This window comes from Blattabacterium cuenoti (genome assembly GCF_014252315.1).
GTDB classification, from domain to species: domain Bacteria; phylum Bacteroidota; class Bacteroidia; order Flavobacteriales; family Blattabacteriaceae; genus Blattabacterium; species Blattabacterium cuenoti_AI.
The window spans coordinates 246,401-266,884 of the sequence record NZ_CP059216.1 but is presented as its reverse complement, the minus strand read 5'-3'; the positions used below and the strand labels follow the sequence as shown (position 1 = coordinate 266,884).

The 20,484-nt window shown below is 20.7% G+C and carries 19 protein-coding genes and 1 tRNA gene; 8 read left to right on the top strand and 12 right to left on the bottom strand.

What is annotated here, in order from left to right; genetic code table 11:
- Position 1 precedes the first annotated feature (1 nt).
- The 3 genes from H0H39_RS02935 to H0H39_RS01280 all read right to left on the bottom strand — a co-directional run bounded on the left by H0H39_RS02935 (position 2) and on the right by H0H39_RS01280 (position 2,602).
- A complete protein-coding gene (locus tag H0H39_RS02935; protein ID WP_394798442.1) occupies positions 2-955 on the bottom strand; it encodes a diphosphomevalonate/mevalonate 3,5-bisphosphate decarboxylase family protein in 954 nt (317 codons plus the stop codon).
- A gap of 140 nt (positions 956-1,095) precedes the next feature.
- Entirely contained in the window at positions 1,096-2,487 is a 1,392-nt protein-coding gene (locus tag H0H39_RS01285; RefSeq protein WP_185877590.1) for a dicarboxylate/amino acid:cation symporter, read from the bottom strand.
- A 44-nt stretch (positions 2,488-2,531) separates the two neighbouring features.
- Positions 2,532-2,602 (bottom strand) — tRNA-Gln (locus H0H39_RS01280).
- 127 nt (positions 2,603-2,729) lie between these two features.
- Between H0H39_RS01280 and rpsP the strand changes: the two genes are divergently transcribed.
- Positions 2,730-3,065, top strand: a complete 336-nt coding sequence (gene rpsP / locus H0H39_RS01275; protein ID WP_238785663.1) for a 30S ribosomal protein S16 — start codon at positions 2,730-2,732, stop codon at positions 3,063-3,065.
- Between the two features lie 111 nt (positions 3,066-3,176).
- Here rpsP and H0H39_RS01270 read toward each other — a convergent pair whose 3' ends face one another.
- The 3 genes from H0H39_RS01270 to trmD form a co-directional block, all read right to left on the bottom strand.
- Entirely contained in the window at positions 3,177-3,971 is a 795-nt protein-coding gene (locus H0H39_RS01270) for an undecaprenyl-diphosphate phosphatase (protein ID WP_185877589.1), read from the bottom strand.
- A gap of 11 nt (positions 3,972-3,982) precedes the next feature.
- A complete protein-coding gene (locus H0H39_RS01265; RefSeq protein ID WP_185877588.1) occupies positions 3,983-5,935 on the bottom strand; it encodes a DNA topoisomerase subunit B in 1,953 nt (650 codons plus the stop codon).
- Positions 5,936-6,050: 115 nt separating this feature from the next.
- Complete coding sequence (trmD, locus tag H0H39_RS01260) at positions 6,051-6,707, bottom strand: tRNA (guanosine(37)-N1)-methyltransferase TrmD (protein ID WP_185877587.1); 657 nt, start codon at positions 6,705-6,707, stop codon at positions 6,051-6,053.
- A gap of 65 nt (positions 6,708-6,772) precedes the next feature.
- Here trmD and der point away from each other — a divergent pair, with 65 nt between their 5' ends.
- The 3 genes from der to H0H39_RS01245 are packed head-to-tail and all read left to right on the top strand — an operon-like array spanning position 6,773 to position 11,079.
- Complete coding sequence (gene der / locus H0H39_RS01255; RefSeq protein WP_185877586.1) at positions 6,773-8,110, top strand: ribosome biogenesis GTPase Der; 1,338 nt, start codon at positions 6,773-6,775, stop codon at positions 8,108-8,110.
- A gap of 12 nt (positions 8,111-8,122) precedes the next feature.
- Entirely contained in the window at positions 8,123-8,725 is a 603-nt protein-coding gene (gene ruvA / locus H0H39_RS01250) for a Holliday junction branch migration protein RuvA (protein WP_185877585.1), read from the top strand.
- A 56-nt stretch (positions 8,726-8,781) separates the two neighbouring features.
- The gene (locus H0H39_RS01245) at positions 8,782-11,079 is read left to right on the top strand and encodes an inorganic phosphate transporter (RefSeq protein WP_185877584.1); all 2,298 of its coding nucleotides are present in this window, start codon (positions 8,782-8,784) and stop codon (positions 11,077-11,079) included.
- 103 nt (positions 11,080-11,182) lie between these two features.
- On the opposite strand, the gene H0H39_RS01240 is transcribed toward H0H39_RS01245, so the two are convergent.
- Positions 11,183-11,707 (bottom strand): CvpA family protein, encoded by a 525-nt coding sequence (locus H0H39_RS01240; RefSeq protein ID WP_185877583.1) that lies wholly within the window; start codon positions 11,705-11,707, stop codon positions 11,183-11,185.
- Between the two features lie 107 nt (positions 11,708-11,814).
- Between H0H39_RS01240 and pheS the strand changes: the two genes are divergently transcribed.
- Positions 11,815-12,792, top strand: coding sequence for a phenylalanine--tRNA ligase subunit alpha (gene pheS, locus H0H39_RS01235; protein WP_185877582.1), 978 nt, complete (start codon positions 11,815-11,817; stop codon positions 12,790-12,792).
- Here the strand turns inward: pheS and rlmB are convergent.
- Together rlmB and H0H39_RS01225 are read right to left on the bottom strand one after the other, a co-directional pair.
- Positions 12,789-13,562, bottom strand: coding sequence for a 23S rRNA (guanosine(2251)-2'-O)-methyltransferase RlmB (gene rlmB / locus H0H39_RS01230; protein WP_185877581.1), 774 nt, complete (start codon positions 13,560-13,562; stop codon positions 12,789-12,791). The two genes, pheS and rlmB, sit on opposite strands and share 4 nt — an antisense overlap.
- Before the next feature lie 367 nt (positions 13,563-13,929).
- Positions 13,930-14,196 (bottom strand): YtxH domain-containing protein, encoded by a 267-nt coding sequence (locus tag H0H39_RS01225; RefSeq protein WP_185877580.1) that lies wholly within the window; start codon positions 14,194-14,196, stop codon positions 13,930-13,932.
- A gap of 89 nt (positions 14,197-14,285) precedes the next feature.
- Between H0H39_RS01225 and murB the strand changes: the two genes are divergently transcribed.
- Positions 14,286-15,314 (top strand): UDP-N-acetylmuramate dehydrogenase, encoded by a 1,029-nt coding sequence (gene murB / locus H0H39_RS01220; protein ID WP_185877579.1) that lies wholly within the window; start codon positions 14,286-14,288, stop codon positions 15,312-15,314.
- A gap of 21 nt (positions 15,315-15,335) precedes the next feature.
- Here murB and H0H39_RS01215 read toward each other — a convergent pair whose 3' ends face one another.
- Entirely contained in the window at positions 15,336-16,364 is a 1,029-nt protein-coding gene (locus H0H39_RS01215; protein WP_185877578.1) for an Mrp/NBP35 family ATP-binding protein, read from the bottom strand.
- Between the two features lie 27 nt (positions 16,365-16,391).
- Here H0H39_RS01215 and H0H39_RS01210 point away from each other — a divergent pair, with 27 nt between their 5' ends.
- Entirely contained in the window at positions 16,392-17,042 is a 651-nt protein-coding gene (locus H0H39_RS01210; RefSeq protein ID WP_185877577.1) for a 4'-phosphopantetheinyl transferase family protein, read from the top strand.
- A gap of 15 nt (positions 17,043-17,057) precedes the next feature.
- Positions 17,058-17,711 carry a nicotinamide riboside transporter PnuC gene (pnuC, locus tag H0H39_RS01205; RefSeq protein WP_185877576.1) on the top strand — a complete coding sequence of 218 codons (654 nt, stop codon included), beginning with the start codon at positions 17,058-17,060 and terminating at the stop codon, positions 17,709-17,711.
- Here pnuC and hisS read toward each other — a convergent pair.
- Both hisS and ftsZ read right to left on the bottom strand, forming a co-directional pair.
- The gene (gene hisS / locus H0H39_RS01200) at positions 17,699-19,105 is read right to left on the bottom strand and encodes a histidine--tRNA ligase (protein WP_185877575.1); all 1,407 of its coding nucleotides are present in this window, start codon (positions 19,103-19,105) and stop codon (positions 17,699-17,701) included. The genes pnuC and hisS overlap by 13 nt on opposite strands.
- Positions 19,106-19,125: 20 nt before the next feature.
- Entirely contained in the window at positions 19,126-20,478 is a 1,353-nt protein-coding gene (gene ftsZ / locus H0H39_RS01195) for a cell division protein FtsZ (RefSeq protein WP_185877574.1), read from the bottom strand.
- Positions 20,479-20,484: the final 6 nt, after the last annotated feature.

The window sequence follows — 20,484 nt, the reverse complement described above, 5'->3', positions numbered from 1 at the left end:
ATTAATTCCATTGACAAAAACTTTTTATAATATTTTTATAATAAAAAGAAAGATTTTTAACAATCCAATTAAGAAACATGTCTTTATATTTAGAAGGATACAACAAGTGCATGTTTGCTCCTGCATCTAATGTGAAATAGATATTTTTTTTACTTTTTATTCTAAAATCCCAAATTTTGTGTATAATTTTTACAGTATTTGGTTTCATTAATAAATAATATGGATTTGATGTCATTATCATTGCATGAAGGTTTAATGCTTCTTGTTCTATAACTTTTCCAAATTCTTCTATATCTCCGGAATATAATATATGAATTAATTTTTTCATATTATTATAAGCAAGTTTAAATCTTTCTTTAGCATATGGATGTTTATTAATATTCATTAAATCATGCCCTTTAGAACTTGATAAAGCCTTTGGCGTTTCATCTACTATTAATATTGTATCTTCCATCTGTTTAAAAATAGGATGTACTATATATGGATATGGTATAGAATAAAAATTATTACTATTCTTAATTAATTTATGTTTTCCCCAAACAGAAAGTTTAGAATATATTGATCTACAAGCACTTCCTGATCCTAATCTAGCTAAAAAAGATGCTTTTTTAAAGAAAAAATCATCTTCTAATAAAGAAGATGATATTTTCTTTTCTAAATCCATTATGCAAAGCGCAATAGAACTCATAGAAGAGGCAGAAGATGCTATTCCACTACTATGAGGAAATGTGTTATAAGTTTCTATAAAAAAATTATATTTATTTAAATAAGAACAATAGAATAAAATTCTATGAAAAAAATCTTTTATTTTTTTATAAAAAACATCATTTTTTTTTCCAAGCGTATAAACTTTAATAGAAAAATTATTTTGTTTTCTTTTATGAGCAACATACTTTAAAAAAGTAACTGTATATACATTTTTTAATCTATAGCTAATAGAAGAATTAGATGGTATTTGAATTCCATTTTTATTTTTTCCCCAATATTTAATTAATGCAATATTTGAATAACTTTTTTTTTTATTATTCCATTTTCTATTATATTTATTATGCTATTTTTTTTATAACGGAAAAAATTTTTATTCAAAATCATAAATTATTTTTTTTCAATTTTTTTTGCATATTCCATCATTTTTTTATCATCTAATTCTCCTTCAGAACGAGCTATAACACAACTAGCTAATCCATTACCTATTACATTTACTGTAGTTCTAGCCATATCCATTAATTCATCAATACCAACGATTGCTAATATTGGCCATGTAGGTAACCCAAAAGAAGCTACGGTAGCTAAAAGAATAACTAAAGATGCTCTAGGAACTCCTGCTACTCCTTTAGAAGTAAGAATTAAAGTTAATCCTATCAATATTTGTTGACTAAAACTTAAAGGAACTCCTGCAGCTTGAGCTACAAAAACAGTTGCTAAAGATAAATAAAGTGTAGTTCCATCCAAATTAAAACTATATCCAGTAGGAATAACAAAAGCAATTATTTTTTTTGGAACTCCTAATTTTTCTAAATTTTCCATAAGTAATGGTAATGCAGATTCAGAACTAGTAGTAGCAAATGCTAATGAAACTGGTTCTGTCAATGCTTTTACAAAACCTTTTAATGGAACTTTTATCCAAAATAAAATAGGTATTAAAACTACTAATATAAAAATAATTAATGCAAAATAAAGAGTTAACAATAATTGAAGTAAATTATATAATATATCTAACCCCATATGTCCTATTGTATAGGCTATAGCTGACCCTACTCCTATAGGTGCAAAATACATTATTATTTTAGTAAATTTAAACATTATTTCTGATAAAATTTCTGCAAAAGAAAGAATAATAATTCTTTTTTTTTTTTCTAAAAAGACCATAGATATTCCAAATATAACAGAAAATACTACTATAGGAAGGACATCTCCATGATATACAGACTTTATAATATTTTCTGGAAAAATATGAAGAATAATATCTTGCCATGTTCTACTTTCTACTTTTGGTAATTGTTGTTCATTTATTCCTTCTGGAATAATAATTCCAACTCCAGCTTTGGATATGTTTATTGCAATAAGTCCTATAAATAAAGCCAAAGTGGTAACTATTTCAAAATATAACAAAGATTTCCATCCCATACTTCCCAATTTTTTTATATTGGAATGACTTGCAATTCCAACTACTAAAGTTGAAAATAATATAGGAGCAATAATAGTTTTTATTAATCTTAGAAAGATTTGAGATAAAAAACGTAGTTTAACAGCTAATTTAGGTAAATCTAATCCTATTTCTATTCCTAATATTATAGATAATAATATCCATATTGTTAAATCTTTTTTTAATAAAGCATATAAAATAAAAATGGATATAGTAAAACATCTTAATGCACAAAGGATAGTTTTATTTAATCTTATATAAGATCCCAAAATATGAATTCCTATACAAAATAAAACACTTATGATAGCTATAAGTAAAACTTTATTTTTTTTTATTTTCATTCTAAAATAATAATTTTTTTTTAGAAAAATATAAAACTTGGTAACAGACCCGTAGGGATTCGAACCCTAACTAACAGAACCAAAATCTGCTGTGCTTCCATTACACAACGGGTCTACAAAATTTATAATATAATGTAAATATATATTAAATAATTTAAACATTAATATTTCAATTATTATGAAAATTATAAATATTTTTGTAAAATATTAAGATATTAATATAATAAAAAAAATATAAAATAATGGTTAGAATACGTTTAAAAAGAATTGGTAAAAAACATAGACCTATTTATCACATAATAGTAGCGGACTCTCGTTCTCCAAGGGATGGAAGATTTATTGAAAAATTAGGAATTTATAATCCTAATTCAAATCCATCCATTATTACTCTAAATATAGATAATTCTATTTCTTGGATGATTAAGGGAGCTAAACCTACAAATACAGTAAATTCTATTTTTAAAAAAAATGGAGTTTTATTAAAAAAACATTTATTAAATGGAGTAAAAAAAGGAGCTTTAACTAAAGAAGAATGTTACAAAAAATTTAATGAATGGAATGTAAAAAATAAAAATTAATTGTGAAAAAAATTACCATATAAGTTTTTTACGTTTATAAAAATGGAATTAATTTTTGTTAAGTAAAAATATAATAAATCATACTAAATTAGTTTTAATTTATAGTATAAATCAATATATTTTAATAAAATAATGTGTAATAAAAAAAAATATACCAATAATAATTCTATAATATCCAAATAATTTAAAATCATTGTTTCTTAAATAATTCATTAAATATTTAATAGCAATCATGGATGTAACAAATGCAGTTATATTTCCCAATAGTAATATTCTTATATTTTTAATGTTAAATAATAATAAATCTGATTTAATATAAAAATCAAATACTTTTTTTATAGTAGCAATACTAATAATAGGAACAGACAAAAAAAATGAAAATTCAATAGAATCTTTTCTCTTTATATTTTGTAAAAGTCCAGCAACAATAGTAGTTGCGCTTCTAGATATACCTGGAATTAAAGATAAACATTGAAAAAATCCAATTATCAAGGCTCTATAATACGTAATATTATTTTTTTTTTTATTAGAAAAATTTTTATAAAAATTTTCTGATTTTAATATAAATATTCCTCCCATAATAAATGATAAAAATACTATTACTGGATTATTTAATAATATATTTATTTTTTCGTAAAAAAATAATCCAGTAATAAGAACAGGAAAACTAGCAATACATATTTTTATATAAAAGTCATAATTTTGGGTTAAAAGTTTTTTTCTATATAAAAATATTACAGATAAAATTGATCCACATTGGATAAAAACAAGAAATAGTTTTGTTATACTATTATCTAATATTCCCATTATATATGCTATAATAATCATATGACCTGTAGAAGATATGGGAAAAAATTCTGTAATTCCTTCTATAATTCCTAATACTATGGATTGAATGTAATTCATAATAATAGTATTTATACGTCTATTTTTGCTTTTATTGCATTTTTTTCTATAAATCCTCTACGAGGAGGGACATCGTCTCCCATAAGGATAGAAAATGTTTTATCAGCTTTTGAAAAATTATTTATAGTAATTTTGCGAAGAGTTCTATTTTCTGGATTCATTGTAGTGTCCCAAAGTTGTTCAGCATTCATTTCTCCTAATCCTTTATATCTTTGTATTGTCAATTGTTTTTTACTTCCTATTTCATGAATAATATCATTTCTTTCTTTATCATTCCAAGCATAACGATAATAAGATCCTTTACGTATTAAATACAATGGGGGTGTTGCAATATATATATATCCTTTTTCTATTAATGATTTCATATATCGAAAAAACAATGTTAATATTAATGTTGATATATGACTACCATCTATATCTGCATCTGTCATAATAATAATTTTATTGTATCTTAACTTATCTATATTTAATAATTTTTCACTATAATCATTATTATTTTTTATATTTATAGTAATTCCTAATGAAGTAAATATATTTTTTATTTCCTCATTTTCAAATATTTTATATTGTATAGCTTTTTCTACATTTAATATTTTACCACGTAAAGGTAAAATAGCTTGAAAATTTCTATCTCTACCCTGTTTTGCTGTTCCTCCCGCAGAATCTCCTTCTACTAAATATATTTCACAAATATTTGGATCATTTAAAGAACAATCAGCTAATTTACCAGGTAAAATTCCTCCACTTATATTTATAGGATTTTGTTTTTGTATTATTTCACGAGCTTTTTTTGCAGCTTGACGAGATTTAGCTGATAAAATTATTTTTTCTAAAATTTTTTTTCTTTCATTAGGATGTTCTTCCAAATAATTGTTAAAAAATTCTCCTACTATTTTATCTACAATACCTCCTATTTCATGATTACTCAATTTTGTCTTAGTTTGTCCTTCAAATTGTGGATTCATAACTTTAACAGAAATAACAACAGTAATTCCTTCTCTAAAATCATCTCCGGTAAATTCTATTTTATCTTTTTTATCTTTAAAATTTATCCAATTTTTATCTATATACTTTTTCAAAGTTCTAGTTAATGCTCTTCTAAATCCAGAAATATGAGTTCCACCTTCGTAAGTATTTATATTATTTACATAAGAATAAATTTTTTCTTTAAATGAAGTGTTATATAATATAGCTACTTCTATAATATTGGAATCTTTTTCTCCATGAATAAAAATTATGTCATCAATTAATGGAGATTTATCTTTATCTAATATTTTAACATATTCTTTTAATCCTTTTTCAGAAAAAAAATATTTTTTTATATTGTTATATTTATTTTCCATAAATAAATATAATCCTTTGTTTAAATAAGATAATTCATTTAAACGATTGATTATAATATCATTGTTATATATAACAGATTTAAAAATAGAATCATCAGCAATATAATGAATTTTAGTTCCATGAATAGATGTTTTTCCCAAACATTTTACAGAATAAATAGGTTTTCCACGAAAATATTCTTGTTGGTAAATTTTTCCATTTCGGTATATAGTTGCTATCAACCTTTTGGAAAGAGCATTAACACATGATAATCCTACGCCATGTAATCCTCCTGAAACTTTATAAGAATTTTTATCAAATTTACCTCCTGCTCCTATTTTAGTCATAACTACTTCAAGAGCTGATAATTTTTCTTTTTTATGAATTCCAACTGGAATTCCACGTCCATTATCTAATATAGTTATGTATCCATTTTCATGAATAGTAACCCATATTTTATTACAAAATCCAGCTAATGATTCATCTACAGAATTATCAATTACTTCATAAAATAAATGATGTAATCCTTTTATCCCAACATCTCCAATGTACATAGAAGGACGTGTTCTAACATGATCTATACCTTCTAGAGATTGAATACTATCTTCTGTATATTCTTTTATATTGCTATTTTTATTCATAGAAATCTATTGTTGTTGTATATTCAAATTTTTTTTTATTTAAACGATTTATAAGTATAATAATGTATATTTTTTATTTTATCTTAATAAACAATGCATAAATTATTGATTGGTTTTATATTTTTTTATTATAAGATTTTTTATCAATCCATTCTTTTATTTTTTTATGATGTCCAGATAATAATATTTCAGGAACTTTCCATCCTTTATAAATAGCGGGTCTAGTATAAATAGGATGAGATATATAATTAGATGATTTTTGAAAAGAATCATTTAACAATGATTTTCTGTTTTGAATTAATCCAGGTAATAATCTTACTATTGATTCTACAATAACAATTGCGGCTGTTTCTCCTCCAGAAAGAATATAATTTCCAATTGATATTTCTTTGGAAATTAAATAATCTCGAATTCTCTGATCAATACCTTTATAACGACCACATAAAATAATTATATTATTTATCAAAGATAAGTTATTAGCATATTCTTGTGAAAATAAATCTCCATCAGGAGTCATAAAAATAATTTCATCATATTTTCTTTTAGATAATAAGTTACAAAAACATTTATATACAGGTTCAATTCTAAATACCATTCCACCACCTCCTCCATAAGGATAATCATCTATTTTTTTATATTTTCCTATTCCATATTTTTTTAAATCATGGATATAGATATCAACTAATCCTTTATTAATAGCTTTTTTTATAATTGAAACAGAAAAAGGACTATAAAATATTTTTGGAACTACACTTACTATATCTATACGCATATTCGCATATTATTTTAATATTGAAACTAATAAAAAAAATCTACATTTGTAAATAATTTTTCAGTATGAATTATACTGTGTCTATTATAGGACGTTCTAATGTAGGAAAGTCTACTCTTTTTAATCGTATTATTGGTGTAAAAAAATCAATAACACATAAATATAGTGGAATAACTAGAGATCGTGTATGTGGATATTTAAAATGGAATGAAATAAAATTTTTATTTTTAGATACTGGTGGATTTAATATTTCAAATAATGATATTATTCAAATAGAAATAAATAAACAAATTATACAATCCATTAATGAATCAGATATAATTTTATTATTAATAGATATTACAACAGGATTGTTAAATGAAGATATAGAATTATCTAATATTATAAGGAAGTATAATAAACCTATTTTTTTAGTAATAAATAAAATAGATCACAAAATATCAAGTTTTGATACAGATTTTTATAGTTTAGGATTTAATAATTATTATTATGTATCAGCTGTTAATGGAATTGGAATTGTAGAATTATTAGATAAAATATCAATAATATTAACAAAAAACAATGAAAATGAATTTGAAAAAAATAAAAAAAAATTAAATGATTTAAAAATAATTCCAAAACTATCTATAGTTGGAAGGCCAAATGTAGGAAAATCTACATTAATTAATTCATTAATGAAAAAAAGTATTCATATAGTAACAAGTATTCCTGGAACCACAAGAGACAATCTATCTATTATTTGTAATAAAACAAATGAATATAAATGTATATTAATTGATACTCCTGGAATGAGAAAAAAATCAAAAGTAAAAGAAATTGAATTTTATTCAATAACAAGGACATTAAAAAGTATAGAGTCTTCAGATGTATGTTTGTTAATAATAGATGCATATTTTGGATGGGAAAAACAGGATATGAATATTTTTAATTTAATAAAAAATAATTATAAAGGAATCGTAATTATAGTAAACAAATGGGATTTATTTTATAATAATAAAAATGAATCTTTAATAAAAAAAAAATATGAGATTTTTATAAAAAAAAAGGTTTATCCAATTGATTCTCCTATTTTATTTATATCCGCTAAAAATAAATATAACGTACATAAAATAATTCCATTATCTTTTAAAATAAAAGAAAAAAGCACTATAAGGTTAAAAACTAATATTCTCAATAAAATTATGTTACCAATTATTAAAAATAATCCACCTTTATCTTATAAAAATAAATTAATAACAATTAAGTATTGTACACAATTACCATCAAATATTCCCAAGTTTGTATTTTTTTCTAATTTTCCTCAATATATAAAAAAATCATATGTAAGATTTATAGAAAATAAAATACGTTATCATTTCAACTTTAAAGGAATTCCTATAAAAATTTTTTTTAGAAAAAAATAATTTTTTGATATTGTGATAACACATTTAAAAGGAGAAATAATTGAAAAAAATAATTCATATATAATAATTGATTGTAATGGTGTAGGTTATTATATTCATATTTCTGAATATACTTATTCTTTTTTATCCAAAATAAAAAAAAAATATATATGTATTTATACTTATTTAATTATAAGAGAACATAAACATATTTTATATGGATTTTTTGATAAAAAAGAAAGAAAAATATTTTCTTATTTAATATCTGTTAATGGAATAGGACCTAATTTATCTATTGTATTATTATCATCTATTTCTCCATATGAAATAGAAAAATCTATTTATGAAGAAGATATTGGAATATTTAATAAAGTTAAAGGTATTGGTAAAAAAACTGCTCAAAAAATTATAATAGAATTGAAGGATAAAATTTGTAAAAAATCACAAGTAGAATATAATGGAATTAATATTAAATATGATACTATTAATAATGTAAAAAAAGAAGCTTTATATGCCTTACATGTATTAGGATTTTCTCACAAAGATTGTGAAAATATATTGGATGATATTTTATACAAGATTCCTGATATTTCAGTAGAAAATTTAGTAAAAAAATTTTTTGAAAAAAAAGATTGAATTATTTTATTACAAATTTTTCTTAATTACTTAAATTTAAGTACAATTTTTCTGTTATGAAATCTTTTTACCCTTCAGTCATAATACTTATTTTTATATTGTCTATATTTGATCTTATTGTTGGGTTAATTAATGATGCAGTAAATTTTTTGAATTCAGCTATTGGATCAAAAGTTTCTTCTCGTACAGTAATAATGATATTTGCTAGTATAGGAATTATATTGGGATCATTTTTATCTAGTGGTATGATGGAAATAGCGAGAAAAGGAGTATTTGATCCTTCTAAATTTTGTTTTTCAGATGTTATATTTATATTTTTATCAGTTATGATATCTGATATTATATTATTGGATATTTTTAACACATTAGGATTACCAACATCTACTACAGTATCTATGGTTTTTTGTTTATTAGGTGGATCTTTTAGTATTGCAATAATAAAAATACTTTTAAATAAAGAATCTTTTTACCATATCAATCAGTATATAAAGTTTAATAAAACTATAAATATTAGTTTAGGAATTTTTTTATCAATTATAATTTCTTTTATATCAGGATCATTCATTCATTATTTTATTCGTTTTTTATTTGGGTTTAATTATGAAAAAAAAAAATTGAGATATACTGAAGTAATATGGGCTACTATATCGTTAAGTAGTATGACCTATTTTCTTATAATAAAAGGATTATATAGTTCTATAAAAGGAGTAGATATAAATACAAATGGATTTATTACACAAATATCTTTATATATTCAACAATTAACCAATTGGATTCATCAAAACTTTTTTATTTTTTTACTTTTATTGTTATTAACATGGTTAATTGTAGCAATTATATTTATTTTTTTTAGATATAATATATTTAAATTTGTTGTATTATATGGAACTTTTTCTTTAGCTATGGCTTTCTCTGGAAATGACTTAGTTAATTTTATAGGGGTTCCTATAGCCGGAGTACAATCATATAATATATGGATTAAAGAAGGTAATCAAAATCCAGAAAAATTTAATATGAAAAGTTTGTCTGGAAATAAAGTTAAAGTTGATCCATCAATATTGATTTTTTCTGGATTAATTATGATATTAACACTTTGGTTTTCTAAAAAAACTAAAAATATTTCTAGTACAGAAATTAATTTGAGTAGACAATATGAAGGACCAGAAAAATTTTTATCAAATTCTTTATCTAGATGGATTGTTAGATTTTTTATTCATTTTGGATATATATTTAAAAAATTATTTCCAAAAATAATATATGAAAGAATAGAAAAAAATTTTAGACATAATAAAATAGAAATAGAAAAAAATGCTGCATTTGATTTGATAAGAGCTTCTGCTAATTTAACTATATCAAGCATATTATTATCTATAGCTACAATAAAAAAATTACCTTTATCAACTACTTTCGTTACTTTTATGGTTTCAATGGGTACATCTTTATCTGATAGAGCTTGGGATAGAGAAAGTGCGGTTTATAGAGTATCTGGAGTACTAAATGTTATAAGAGGATGGATACTAACTGGAATAATAGCTTTTGCTATATCTGGGGTAGTATCTTCTTTTTTATATTTTTTTAAAATTTGGGCTATACTATTTTTAGTAATTCTTATTATATTTATTTCTTATAAAAATTATAAAAAATATAAACTACAAGAAAAAAAATTTGAAGAATATAATATATTATTAAATATATCAGAAAAGAATTTATTAAGTAAAATTCATAATATTATAAAACATAATATTGAATTTTCAAAGGAAATATATACAGATTCTGTAAATGGAATTATTCAAGAAGATTTAAAATTACTTCGTAACGGTAAAAATAATTTATTAAAGTTAAAAGAAAATTATTCAGGAATAGAAAATTCTTTGATTTCAGTAATAAAAAAATTAAATAAAAATAATTTTGTAATGGGAATATTTTATTTTCATATGTATGGTATAATAAAAAATATAATTAAGTCTCTAGATGTGATTACAAATTATACATTGTTACATGTTATAAATTGTCATAAACCATTGAAATATAAACAAAAAAAAAACTTATTTTTTATTGAAAATAAAATAGTAAAATGTTTTAATTTAATAAATAAATTAAATAAAAATAATTATAATCATAACAACTATAAATATGTTAAATTATTAATAGAAAAAATACATTATGATATAATAAAAAAAATAAGAAATCAAATTAATCAGCAAGTTATAGGTATTACTAGAAATGATTACGGAACTAAAAATACATTTTTAATGTTAAATATTATTTTGGAATCAAAAAAAATATCAGAATTAATTAAAGACATAATTTTTTTATATTATGACATTTTTTCAAATAGTAAAAATTTACGGTAAAAGTATTTTATTATTATTTATTGTATTACAACACTATAATTAATTATATTAAATTCATTATTATATATATACTTAATAATTAATTTTTTATCATAAACATTTTTTATATATTAAAGACAAATAATAATTTTTTTAATTTATTTAATAAAAATATTATCAATGAACTTTTTTTATATAAAAAAAGTTGAAATTTTTCTTCTAAAAAACTATCAAGAAAAATATCGGACACTAAATTCATTTTTTTATTAATTTTTTTAAAAAAAAATATAAATAATGAAATATATAAAAAGTTCTTTATTACACCTAAAATAAATCCTCCTAATTTATTTAAATAATCCATATATATAATAGTTACAATAAATTGAATTATTCTTTTTAATAAAAAAACAATAAATACTATAAAAATGAAAGAAACAATTATAAATAAAAAATGCGAAAAATATGTTTTATCATTTATATTAAAAAATATACGTAATATATTTTTAGTAACATGAAATATATATAATCCTTTATATAATGAAAATATAAATATTGTAGGAACAAAAAGCTGTGATATTAATCCATTTTTATATCCACAAAATCCTCCGTATAGAACTAATATTAATATTAATATATCTATAAATGTCATAATATTTATTTACAACTTTATAAATAAATTTATATAAGAATTTTGTATTATTTATTGTTATTAACTAATAATCATAATTATTATGAAAAATTCAATAATGTTAAACAATGTGTGATAAAGAAATATCTAAAATAAAAAAAGAAATTGAACATTTTAAACCAAAAACACTAGAAGAATTAAATAAATTTAGAATTAAATTTCTTGGAAAAAAATCAGGAATAATAACAAATATATTAAAAAATATACATGAAATTCCTATATATAAAAGAAAAATAATTGGAAAAATTGTTAATGATTTAAAAAAAGATATTAAAAAAAAAATTTATGAAAATAAATTTAATATTAATAATAACATAAATAATGTTGATTTAACTATTACAGGTAATAGTCCTAATATAGGATCAGCACATCCAATTTCTATTATAAAGAATAGAATAATACATATTTTATCCCAAATAGGATTTAATTATATAAATAGCCCTGAAATAGAAGATGATTGGCATAATTTTACTGCATTAAATATTCCTATTTGGCATCCATCCAGAGATATGCAAGATACATTTTTTCTATGTAATAATTCAAATTTTTTATTGAGGACTCATACTACATCAATTCAAATAAGATATATGAAAAAACATAAACCTCCTTCAAGAATTTTTTCTATAGGAAAAGTTTATAGGAATGAAACTGTATCATCACATTCTAATTTTATGTTTCATCAAATGGAGGCATTTTATATTGATAAGTATGTTTCTTTTTCTAACTTAAAAAAAACCATTAATTACATTATATTATCTATTTTTGGAAAATCAATAATAAGGTTTCGTCCTTCTTATTTTCCATTTACAGAACCTAGTGCAGAAGTAGATGTATATTATAATAATAATTGGATGGAAATAATGGGATGTGGAATTATAGATCCAATAGTTTTGAAAAATGTAGATATAGATCCTGAATTTTATTCAGGATTTGCTTTTGGATTAGGAATAGAACGTTTAGCTTTAATGATTTATAAAATTAAAGATATTAGAACTTATTTTGATAATGATATACGTTTTTTAAATCAGTTTAAAGGTGAATTTTAATTTTTTAATGTTTTTCTTTGTCTAAAAACTTCATATAAAATAATACCACATGCTACAGATACATTTAAAGATGATATATTTTTGTGTATTGATGGAATACTTATAATTTTATTAGAAATTTCAATATATTTTTCATTTACACCTTTTTCTTCATTTCCAAATATTATGGCTGTAGGTTTTAAAAAATTTATATTATGCCAATTTACAGTAGATTTAATTGTTGTAGAAACAATTTTTAATCCAGAATTAGTTAAAAATTTAATAGAATTTATAATACTATTTTCTTTACATATAGGAATTTTAAATAATGCTCCTGAAGATGTTTTTATAGAATCAGAATTTATCATAGCTGTATTTTTATTAGGAACAATAATAGCATTTACTCCTGCACAAACAGAAGTACGTACTATAGATCCAAAATTTCTTACATCTGTAATGTTATCTAATATAATTAAAAATGGATTTATTTTTTTTTTATATAAATTAGGTAATAATTCTTTTATTTTAAATGTGTTTATATGAGAAATAATGGAAAAAATACCTTGATGATTTTTATTTTTTATAGGTAAAAAATGATGTTCTGATACAGAATGTATTGGTATTTTTTTTTTTTTGGATAAATTTATTAGTTTTTTATATGAATTGGATTTATTATTAAAATATAAAAATTGTTTTTGTAATTTTTTTAATATAAATATTTTTTTAATATTATAATCTGATGTTATAGCTTCTATCAATGGATGAATTCCATATATAATTAATTTTTTCATAATATTTAATAATTTTTTATAAAATTTTATCAAAAAACTTTTTAATAATATTATTCAAAAACTTATTGATAATAGTACGTATAATTTTTTTACAAAAATAAAATACAATGATAGATATAATAGAAAATAATATAGGAATAATAATAAATCCAATTAGATAGTTTTTTAAATAAAGTGAAAAAAAAAACATAGAGATACAATACATAAAGAAAAAATAATGAAATAAAATATTAACGAAATAATATTTAAGTATATTTCAGAAATTATATGTATTAATAACTTAATTAAGTTATTTTTTATAGTATTCCATTTATTATATAAAATATTTTTTATGAAAAAAAACATTTTTTTATAATTAATAATTTTTTTAAGTTCCTAATTGATCTTCTACTTGATCAAGTTCTTTTGATTTTTTGTTTTTATTCCATTTTGTTTCAAAATCTGATTTTATTTTTTCTATTTTTTCCCCAATTTTTTCTTTTACATTTTTTATATTTTCTTTAAAATTATTTGATTTTTTATTAAAAGAATTTTTAATTTTATTATTTTTTTTTTGATATATTATGGGACTAATTATTAATCCAAATATAGTTCCTATAATTATTCCTAATAATAAATTTCCTCCTTTTTTCATAAGAAAAAATATTTTAATATTTTTATACAACAATAAATTTAATCATTACAATTTTTATAAACAAAATTTAATTTAGTTATTTATAATTTATGTTAATTGAAAAAAATTTTTCTATAAAAAATTTTAATACATTTGGAATCAATGTTTATGTTAGATATTTCGTAATAATTAAAAGCATATATGATTTTTATCGTATATATACTTTATATCCATATCTTCCAAAGATAATATTAGGAAATGGAAGTAACGTATTATTTTTAAATAAATATTTTTCAGGAGTTGTTATAAAAATAGAAATAAAAGGAATAAAAATTATTTATGAAAATGATTATAAAGTAATTATTAGAGCATTTTCTGGAGAAAACTGGAATGATTTTGTAGAATGGACAATAAAAAAAAGATTTTATGGATTAGAAAATCTATCATTTATACCCGGAACTATTGGCGCTTCTCCAATTCAAAATATTGGAGCATATGGTGTAGAAATAAAAAATTACATATTAAAAATAGAAGTATATGAAATAATTAAAAAAAAAATATTTTTTATCACAAAAAAATATTGTAAATTTTCATATCGTCATTCAATTTTTAAAGAAAAAAATTATAATAAAAGATTTTTAATTGTATCTGTTTTTTTTGTTTTAAGTAAAAATAAAAAATTAAATTTATCTTATAAAGATATTCGAAATAATATAAAAATTTTAAATATTAAAAATCCTAATAATAATGATATAGCAAAAATTATTTTTTCCATCAGAAGTAAAAAAATTCCGGATCCAAAAAAAATAGGAAATGCAGGAAGTTTTTTTACAAATCCTATAATAAAAAAAAGTTTCTATAATAAATTAATAAAACATTATCCTAATATTATTGGATATTCTATTGATAAAAATAAAATAAAAGTATCTGCAAATTATTTAATTGAACATACAGGATGGAAAGGAAAAAGATTTGGAGATGTAGAAATATATAAAAAACAACCTATAATTATTATTAATTATGGAAAAGCTAGTGGAATGGATATTTTTTATATTTCACAAAAAATTATAGATGATATTAAAAATAAATTTGGAATTTATTTATCTAGAGAAGTAAATATAATTGGATCTATTATATAAAAATATTTATAAAATTCTATATTACATAATTATTTTATTTATTATATTTTTTGTAATATCTACGAAAATTTTTTTAACATTATTATTTCTTAATACAACAGGAATACCTAAATCAGAAAATTCTTGTATATCTTGTAATAAAGGAATTTCACCTAAAAAAGATAAATTCATATTTTTAGATAATTGTTTTAATTTATCTTTTCCAAATAAAAAATATTTTTTATCATTTATTTCTTTTGCAAAGAAATACGACATATTTTCAATTATTCCTAATATTGGAACATGAATAGATTTAATTTGATACATTTGAATAGTTCTAGCAACATCAGACAAGGCTATTTTTTGAGATGTACTTACTATTATTACTCCTTTTAATGAAAATTCTTGTACAAGAGATAAATGAATATCTCCTGTTCCCGGAGGTAAATCTACTATTAAAAAATCTAAACTTCCCCAATTAGTGTCATGAATAAATTGAATTAACACTTTAGTAACCATAGGGCCTCTCCAAATAATTGCTTTTCCATATTCTGTAAAAAATCCTATTGATAAAATTTTTATTCCATAATTACTCTTAATAGGATTTAAATATCCATTTTTATATAAAATAGATGGATCATTAATATCAATATTAAACATTATAGGGATAGAAGGGCCATAAATATCTGCATCTAATAATCCAACGTCATACCCCATATTTTCTAATGTAATAGCTATATTAGCAGCTATTGTTGATTTACCTACTCCACCTTTTCCAGAAGCTATAGCAATTATATTTTTTATTATAAAATTTTTTTTTTCTATTATTATTTTATTTGATTCTATAATAATTTCCACTTTCATATTTTTTATATCTATTTCTTTTTTTAAAAAATTTAAAATATCATTTTTAATTTTTTCTTTTAAATGCATAGTGGGATTAGGTAAAATCAAATTAATAATTATTTTTTTATTTACTAAATCAATTTTTTTTAATAAATTTAGTTCAATGATATTTTTATTATTAGAAAATATAACTTTTTTTAACGCGTTTTTAATCTTTTTTTTCATAATTACAATAATAAATATTTAAAAATTATGAAAAATATTGAAAATAATAATATCCATACAAAAATTATAGTATTAAAATGGATAAAATTTTTGGATAGTACTTTTATAAGTAAAATTAAACTTAATGATAAAGAAAAAATATTTTATAATTCTTTATCAGAAAAAAGAAAAAAAGAATTTTTAGGAATACGGTTAGGAATACGTTGTATATTAAAATATATAGGAATAAAAATTAGTGTTATTTATAATGAAAAAAAAAAATTTTTTTTTCTTTTTCATAACAAAAAATATATTTCTTTAAGTCATTCTTATGATAGAATGGCTATAGCAATAAGTTCGTTCAATGTAGGAATAGATATAGAGAAATTTAGATTAGATAACAAAATTATGAATATAAAAAATAAATTTATACGAAAGGATGAAAATTCTTTTATAAGAAAAAAATACGAAAAAGATTACCTACATATTATATGGGGAATAAAAGAAAGTTTATATAAATTAAGTAAAGGTATTTTTTATAATTTTTTAAAGAATTATAAAGTATCTCCATTTTGTATAGATGCAAATTCATATATATCATGTTGGATATTAAAAAAAAATTATAGCAAAAAATTCTATGCTTTTTACAGAAAAATAAAAAATTATTATTTAGTATATAGTATAGATCTAGATATATAATTTAGTATATATTTTATGTTTTTTCCATATTTTAATTATAACAATTGGATTTATTTAATATTAGATTCAATGGCAATTATATTTACAGTATTTAGTTTTTTTTTTGCTAAAAAAAATAATGTATTGATGTTCCCTGTAGGAATATTAAGTTCTATGATATATAGTTATTTAACCTATAAGAATTTTCTTTATGGAAATTTTATAATTAATATGTACTATATTGTAATAATTTTTTATGGATGGTATTTATGTATTTTTAGTAAAAAATATAATGATAAAAAAATTCCTATTACATTTTGTAATAAAAAAGATTATTTTCATACTTTAATTTTATTTTTGTTTACTTGTATATTTATTATAATGGTTAGATTTTTAAATAAAAACAACGAAAAATATTTTCATTGGGCAAATATTATTATATTAGGATTATATTTTTCTGGAATGTATCAAATGGCAATAAAAAAAGTAGAAAATTGGATATTTTGGATAATAGGAAATATATTATCTGTTTCTATATATTTTTTTAAAGGTTTTTTCTTTACAGAAATTTTATTTATAATATTAATTTTATTATCTGTAGAAGGGTTATTTATTTGGAAGAAAAAAGCTCGTTCTTTTCATATAAAGAATGAAAAAAATGATAATAGAACAAAGAATTATTTTAATTGATTAATTAAATCATTAATATTATCAAACTCTTTTTCCTTTTTATTTTTAATATCTTTTATTTTTATTTTATTTTTTTCTATTTCTTTTTTTCCTATAATAATAACAAAAGGAATATTGTTATTATGGGCATATTTAAATTGTTTACTAATATTTATAGAATTTGGATATAATTGAGTAGAAATTCCTATTTCTCTTAAATGGTTTATTATTTTATATGCATGTAACGTTTCTTCGTATCCAAAATTTATAAACATAACTTTTGCAGGATAAAAATTATGTATATTTGTATGAAATAATTTTTTTTCTTCCATAATTATATAAATTCTATCTAATCCAAATGAAGTTCCAATACCGGAAAAATTTTTTATTCCAAATAAATTAGTTAATTTATTATATCTACCTCCACCTCCAATAGAAAACATATTATTACTTTTTTTTTTGTCAAAAAATGGAACAATTTCCCATATTGTATCTGTATAATAATTTATACCTCTAGATAAAGAAATATCCCACTTTATTACTGTTTTTTTTAATGAAATATTTTTTATTGTTTTATATATTAAATTAATATCTTTTATTCCTTTTTTTCCATTAACAGAATATTTAAATAATTTGTTTAATATATTTTTTTTTTCAAAGAATTTTCCTTTAATATTCAATAATGTTTCTATTTTATTAATAGATTTTAAAGAAATTCCTTTTTGTATCATTTCTTTTTTTACTAAATCTTTTCCAATTTTACCTAGTTTATCTAATGATCTAATAAAATCTTTCCATAAAGTTTTTTTTATATTTGATAATTCTGCTAATCCTTTTAAAATATCTATATGATTAATATAAATAATTGTAGGTATATTTAATTTATTAAAAATAAAATCACAAAGTTTAAAAAATTCTACTTCTTCCCATAAAGAAGAAGAATTAATAGGTGTTATAATATCAGCATCGCATTGATAAAATTCTCTAAATCTTCCTTTTTGTGGATTTTCAGCTCTCCAAACAGGTTGTATTTGATATCTCCTAAAAGGAAAAATTATTTTATTTTTATTAGTAGAAATGTATCTTATAAAAGGAACCGTTAAATCATATCTAAGTGCTTTATTAGAAATATGATTAATTAAAGAATATTCATCAATATTATTAATATTTTTTTTTGTAAAGTTTGATAATCCTTTTTTTAAAGAATTTCCAGAATTAATAATTTTAAAAATTAAACATTCTCCTTCTTTTCCGTATTTTCCAGTAAAAGTTGATACATTTTCAAATGAAGGAGTTTCTATTGGACAAAATCCAAATTTTAAAAATCCATTTTGAATAGTTTTAATTAAAAAGTTTCTATTAAGTATTTCTATTGAAGAAAAATCTCTGGTTCCTTTAGGAATTAAAAATTTCATCTTATAATGATAAGATTATACTATTCTTTATTTTTTTCTTTTTCATGTATATTTTTTTTTAAAATTTTATTTTTATTTTTTTTATATAAAGATATAGGAGAATTAAAATTCTCATCATCTAAATAATATTTATTTTTTTCTTTATTAGATATGGATGTTTTAGATTTTGAATTAATAGATTTATCAAAAACATTTTTATTAAAAGAAAAATTTATTTTTGAATTATTTGTAATATTTGGTTTTGAATATTTTTTTATAGAAAAATACGAATCTTTTTTTCTAGAAAAAGAACTAATTTCTTCTTTATTGTGTAATTTTTGTTCATAAGGATCTTCTAATCTATGAAAAACTTTTTTTTCTTCATGATTAATAGCTCTTTGTACTTCTGTAGGGAATCCTGTAGCTACTATAGTAACGGAAATACTCTCCTCTAGTTTTTCATCTTCTCCTATTCCCATAATAATATTTGCATTATTTCCTGCTTCTGATTGAATGTAATCACTTATAACTCCTATTTCATCAATAGTAATTTCAATTCTTCCAGAAACAATAAGAAGAAGAACGTTTTTTGCTCCAGTAATTTTATTATCATTTAATAATGGAGAATCTAAAGCTTGAATAACAGCTTCTTTTGCTCTATTTTCTCCTACGGATACCGCAGATCCCATAACAGCTGTTCCACTTTCTTTAAGTACAGTTCTTGTATCTCTAAGATCTATATTTTGTTTATAATGATGGGTTATTACTTCTGCAATTCCTTTAGCTGCAGTAGTTAAAACTTCATCTGCTTTAGCAAAGCCAGCTTTAAATCCAAGATTACCATATAATTCCCTTAATTTATCATTATTTATAACAATTAAAGAATCTACATTTTTTCTTAATGATTCTATTCCTTTTTGAGCTTGTTGTAATCTCATTTTTCCTTCAAAATGAAATGGAATAGTAACAATTCCTACAGTTAGGATTCCTTTTTCTTTAGAAATTCCTGCAATAACTGGTGCAGCGCCTGTTCCTGTCCCACCACCCATTCCTGCAGTTATAAATGTCATTTTAGTATTGGAATCCAATACACTTTTTATTTCTTCTAAACTCTCTAATGCAGCTTTTTCTCCTACTTCTGGATCGGCTCCAGCTCCTAACCCTTCTGTTATAGAAGCTCCTAATTGTATTTTTGTAGGAACAATATTATTATTTAGAGCTTGTGCATCTGTGTTACATGCTATAAAATCTACACCATTAATACCTTGTTCAAACATATAACTTAAAGCATTACTTCCTCCACCTCCTACTCCAATTACTTTTATTGCAGCTGAACGATTATTAGAAAATCCAAATTGTATTTTATTTTTTTTTTGTAAATCTTCTTGTTTCATTATTTT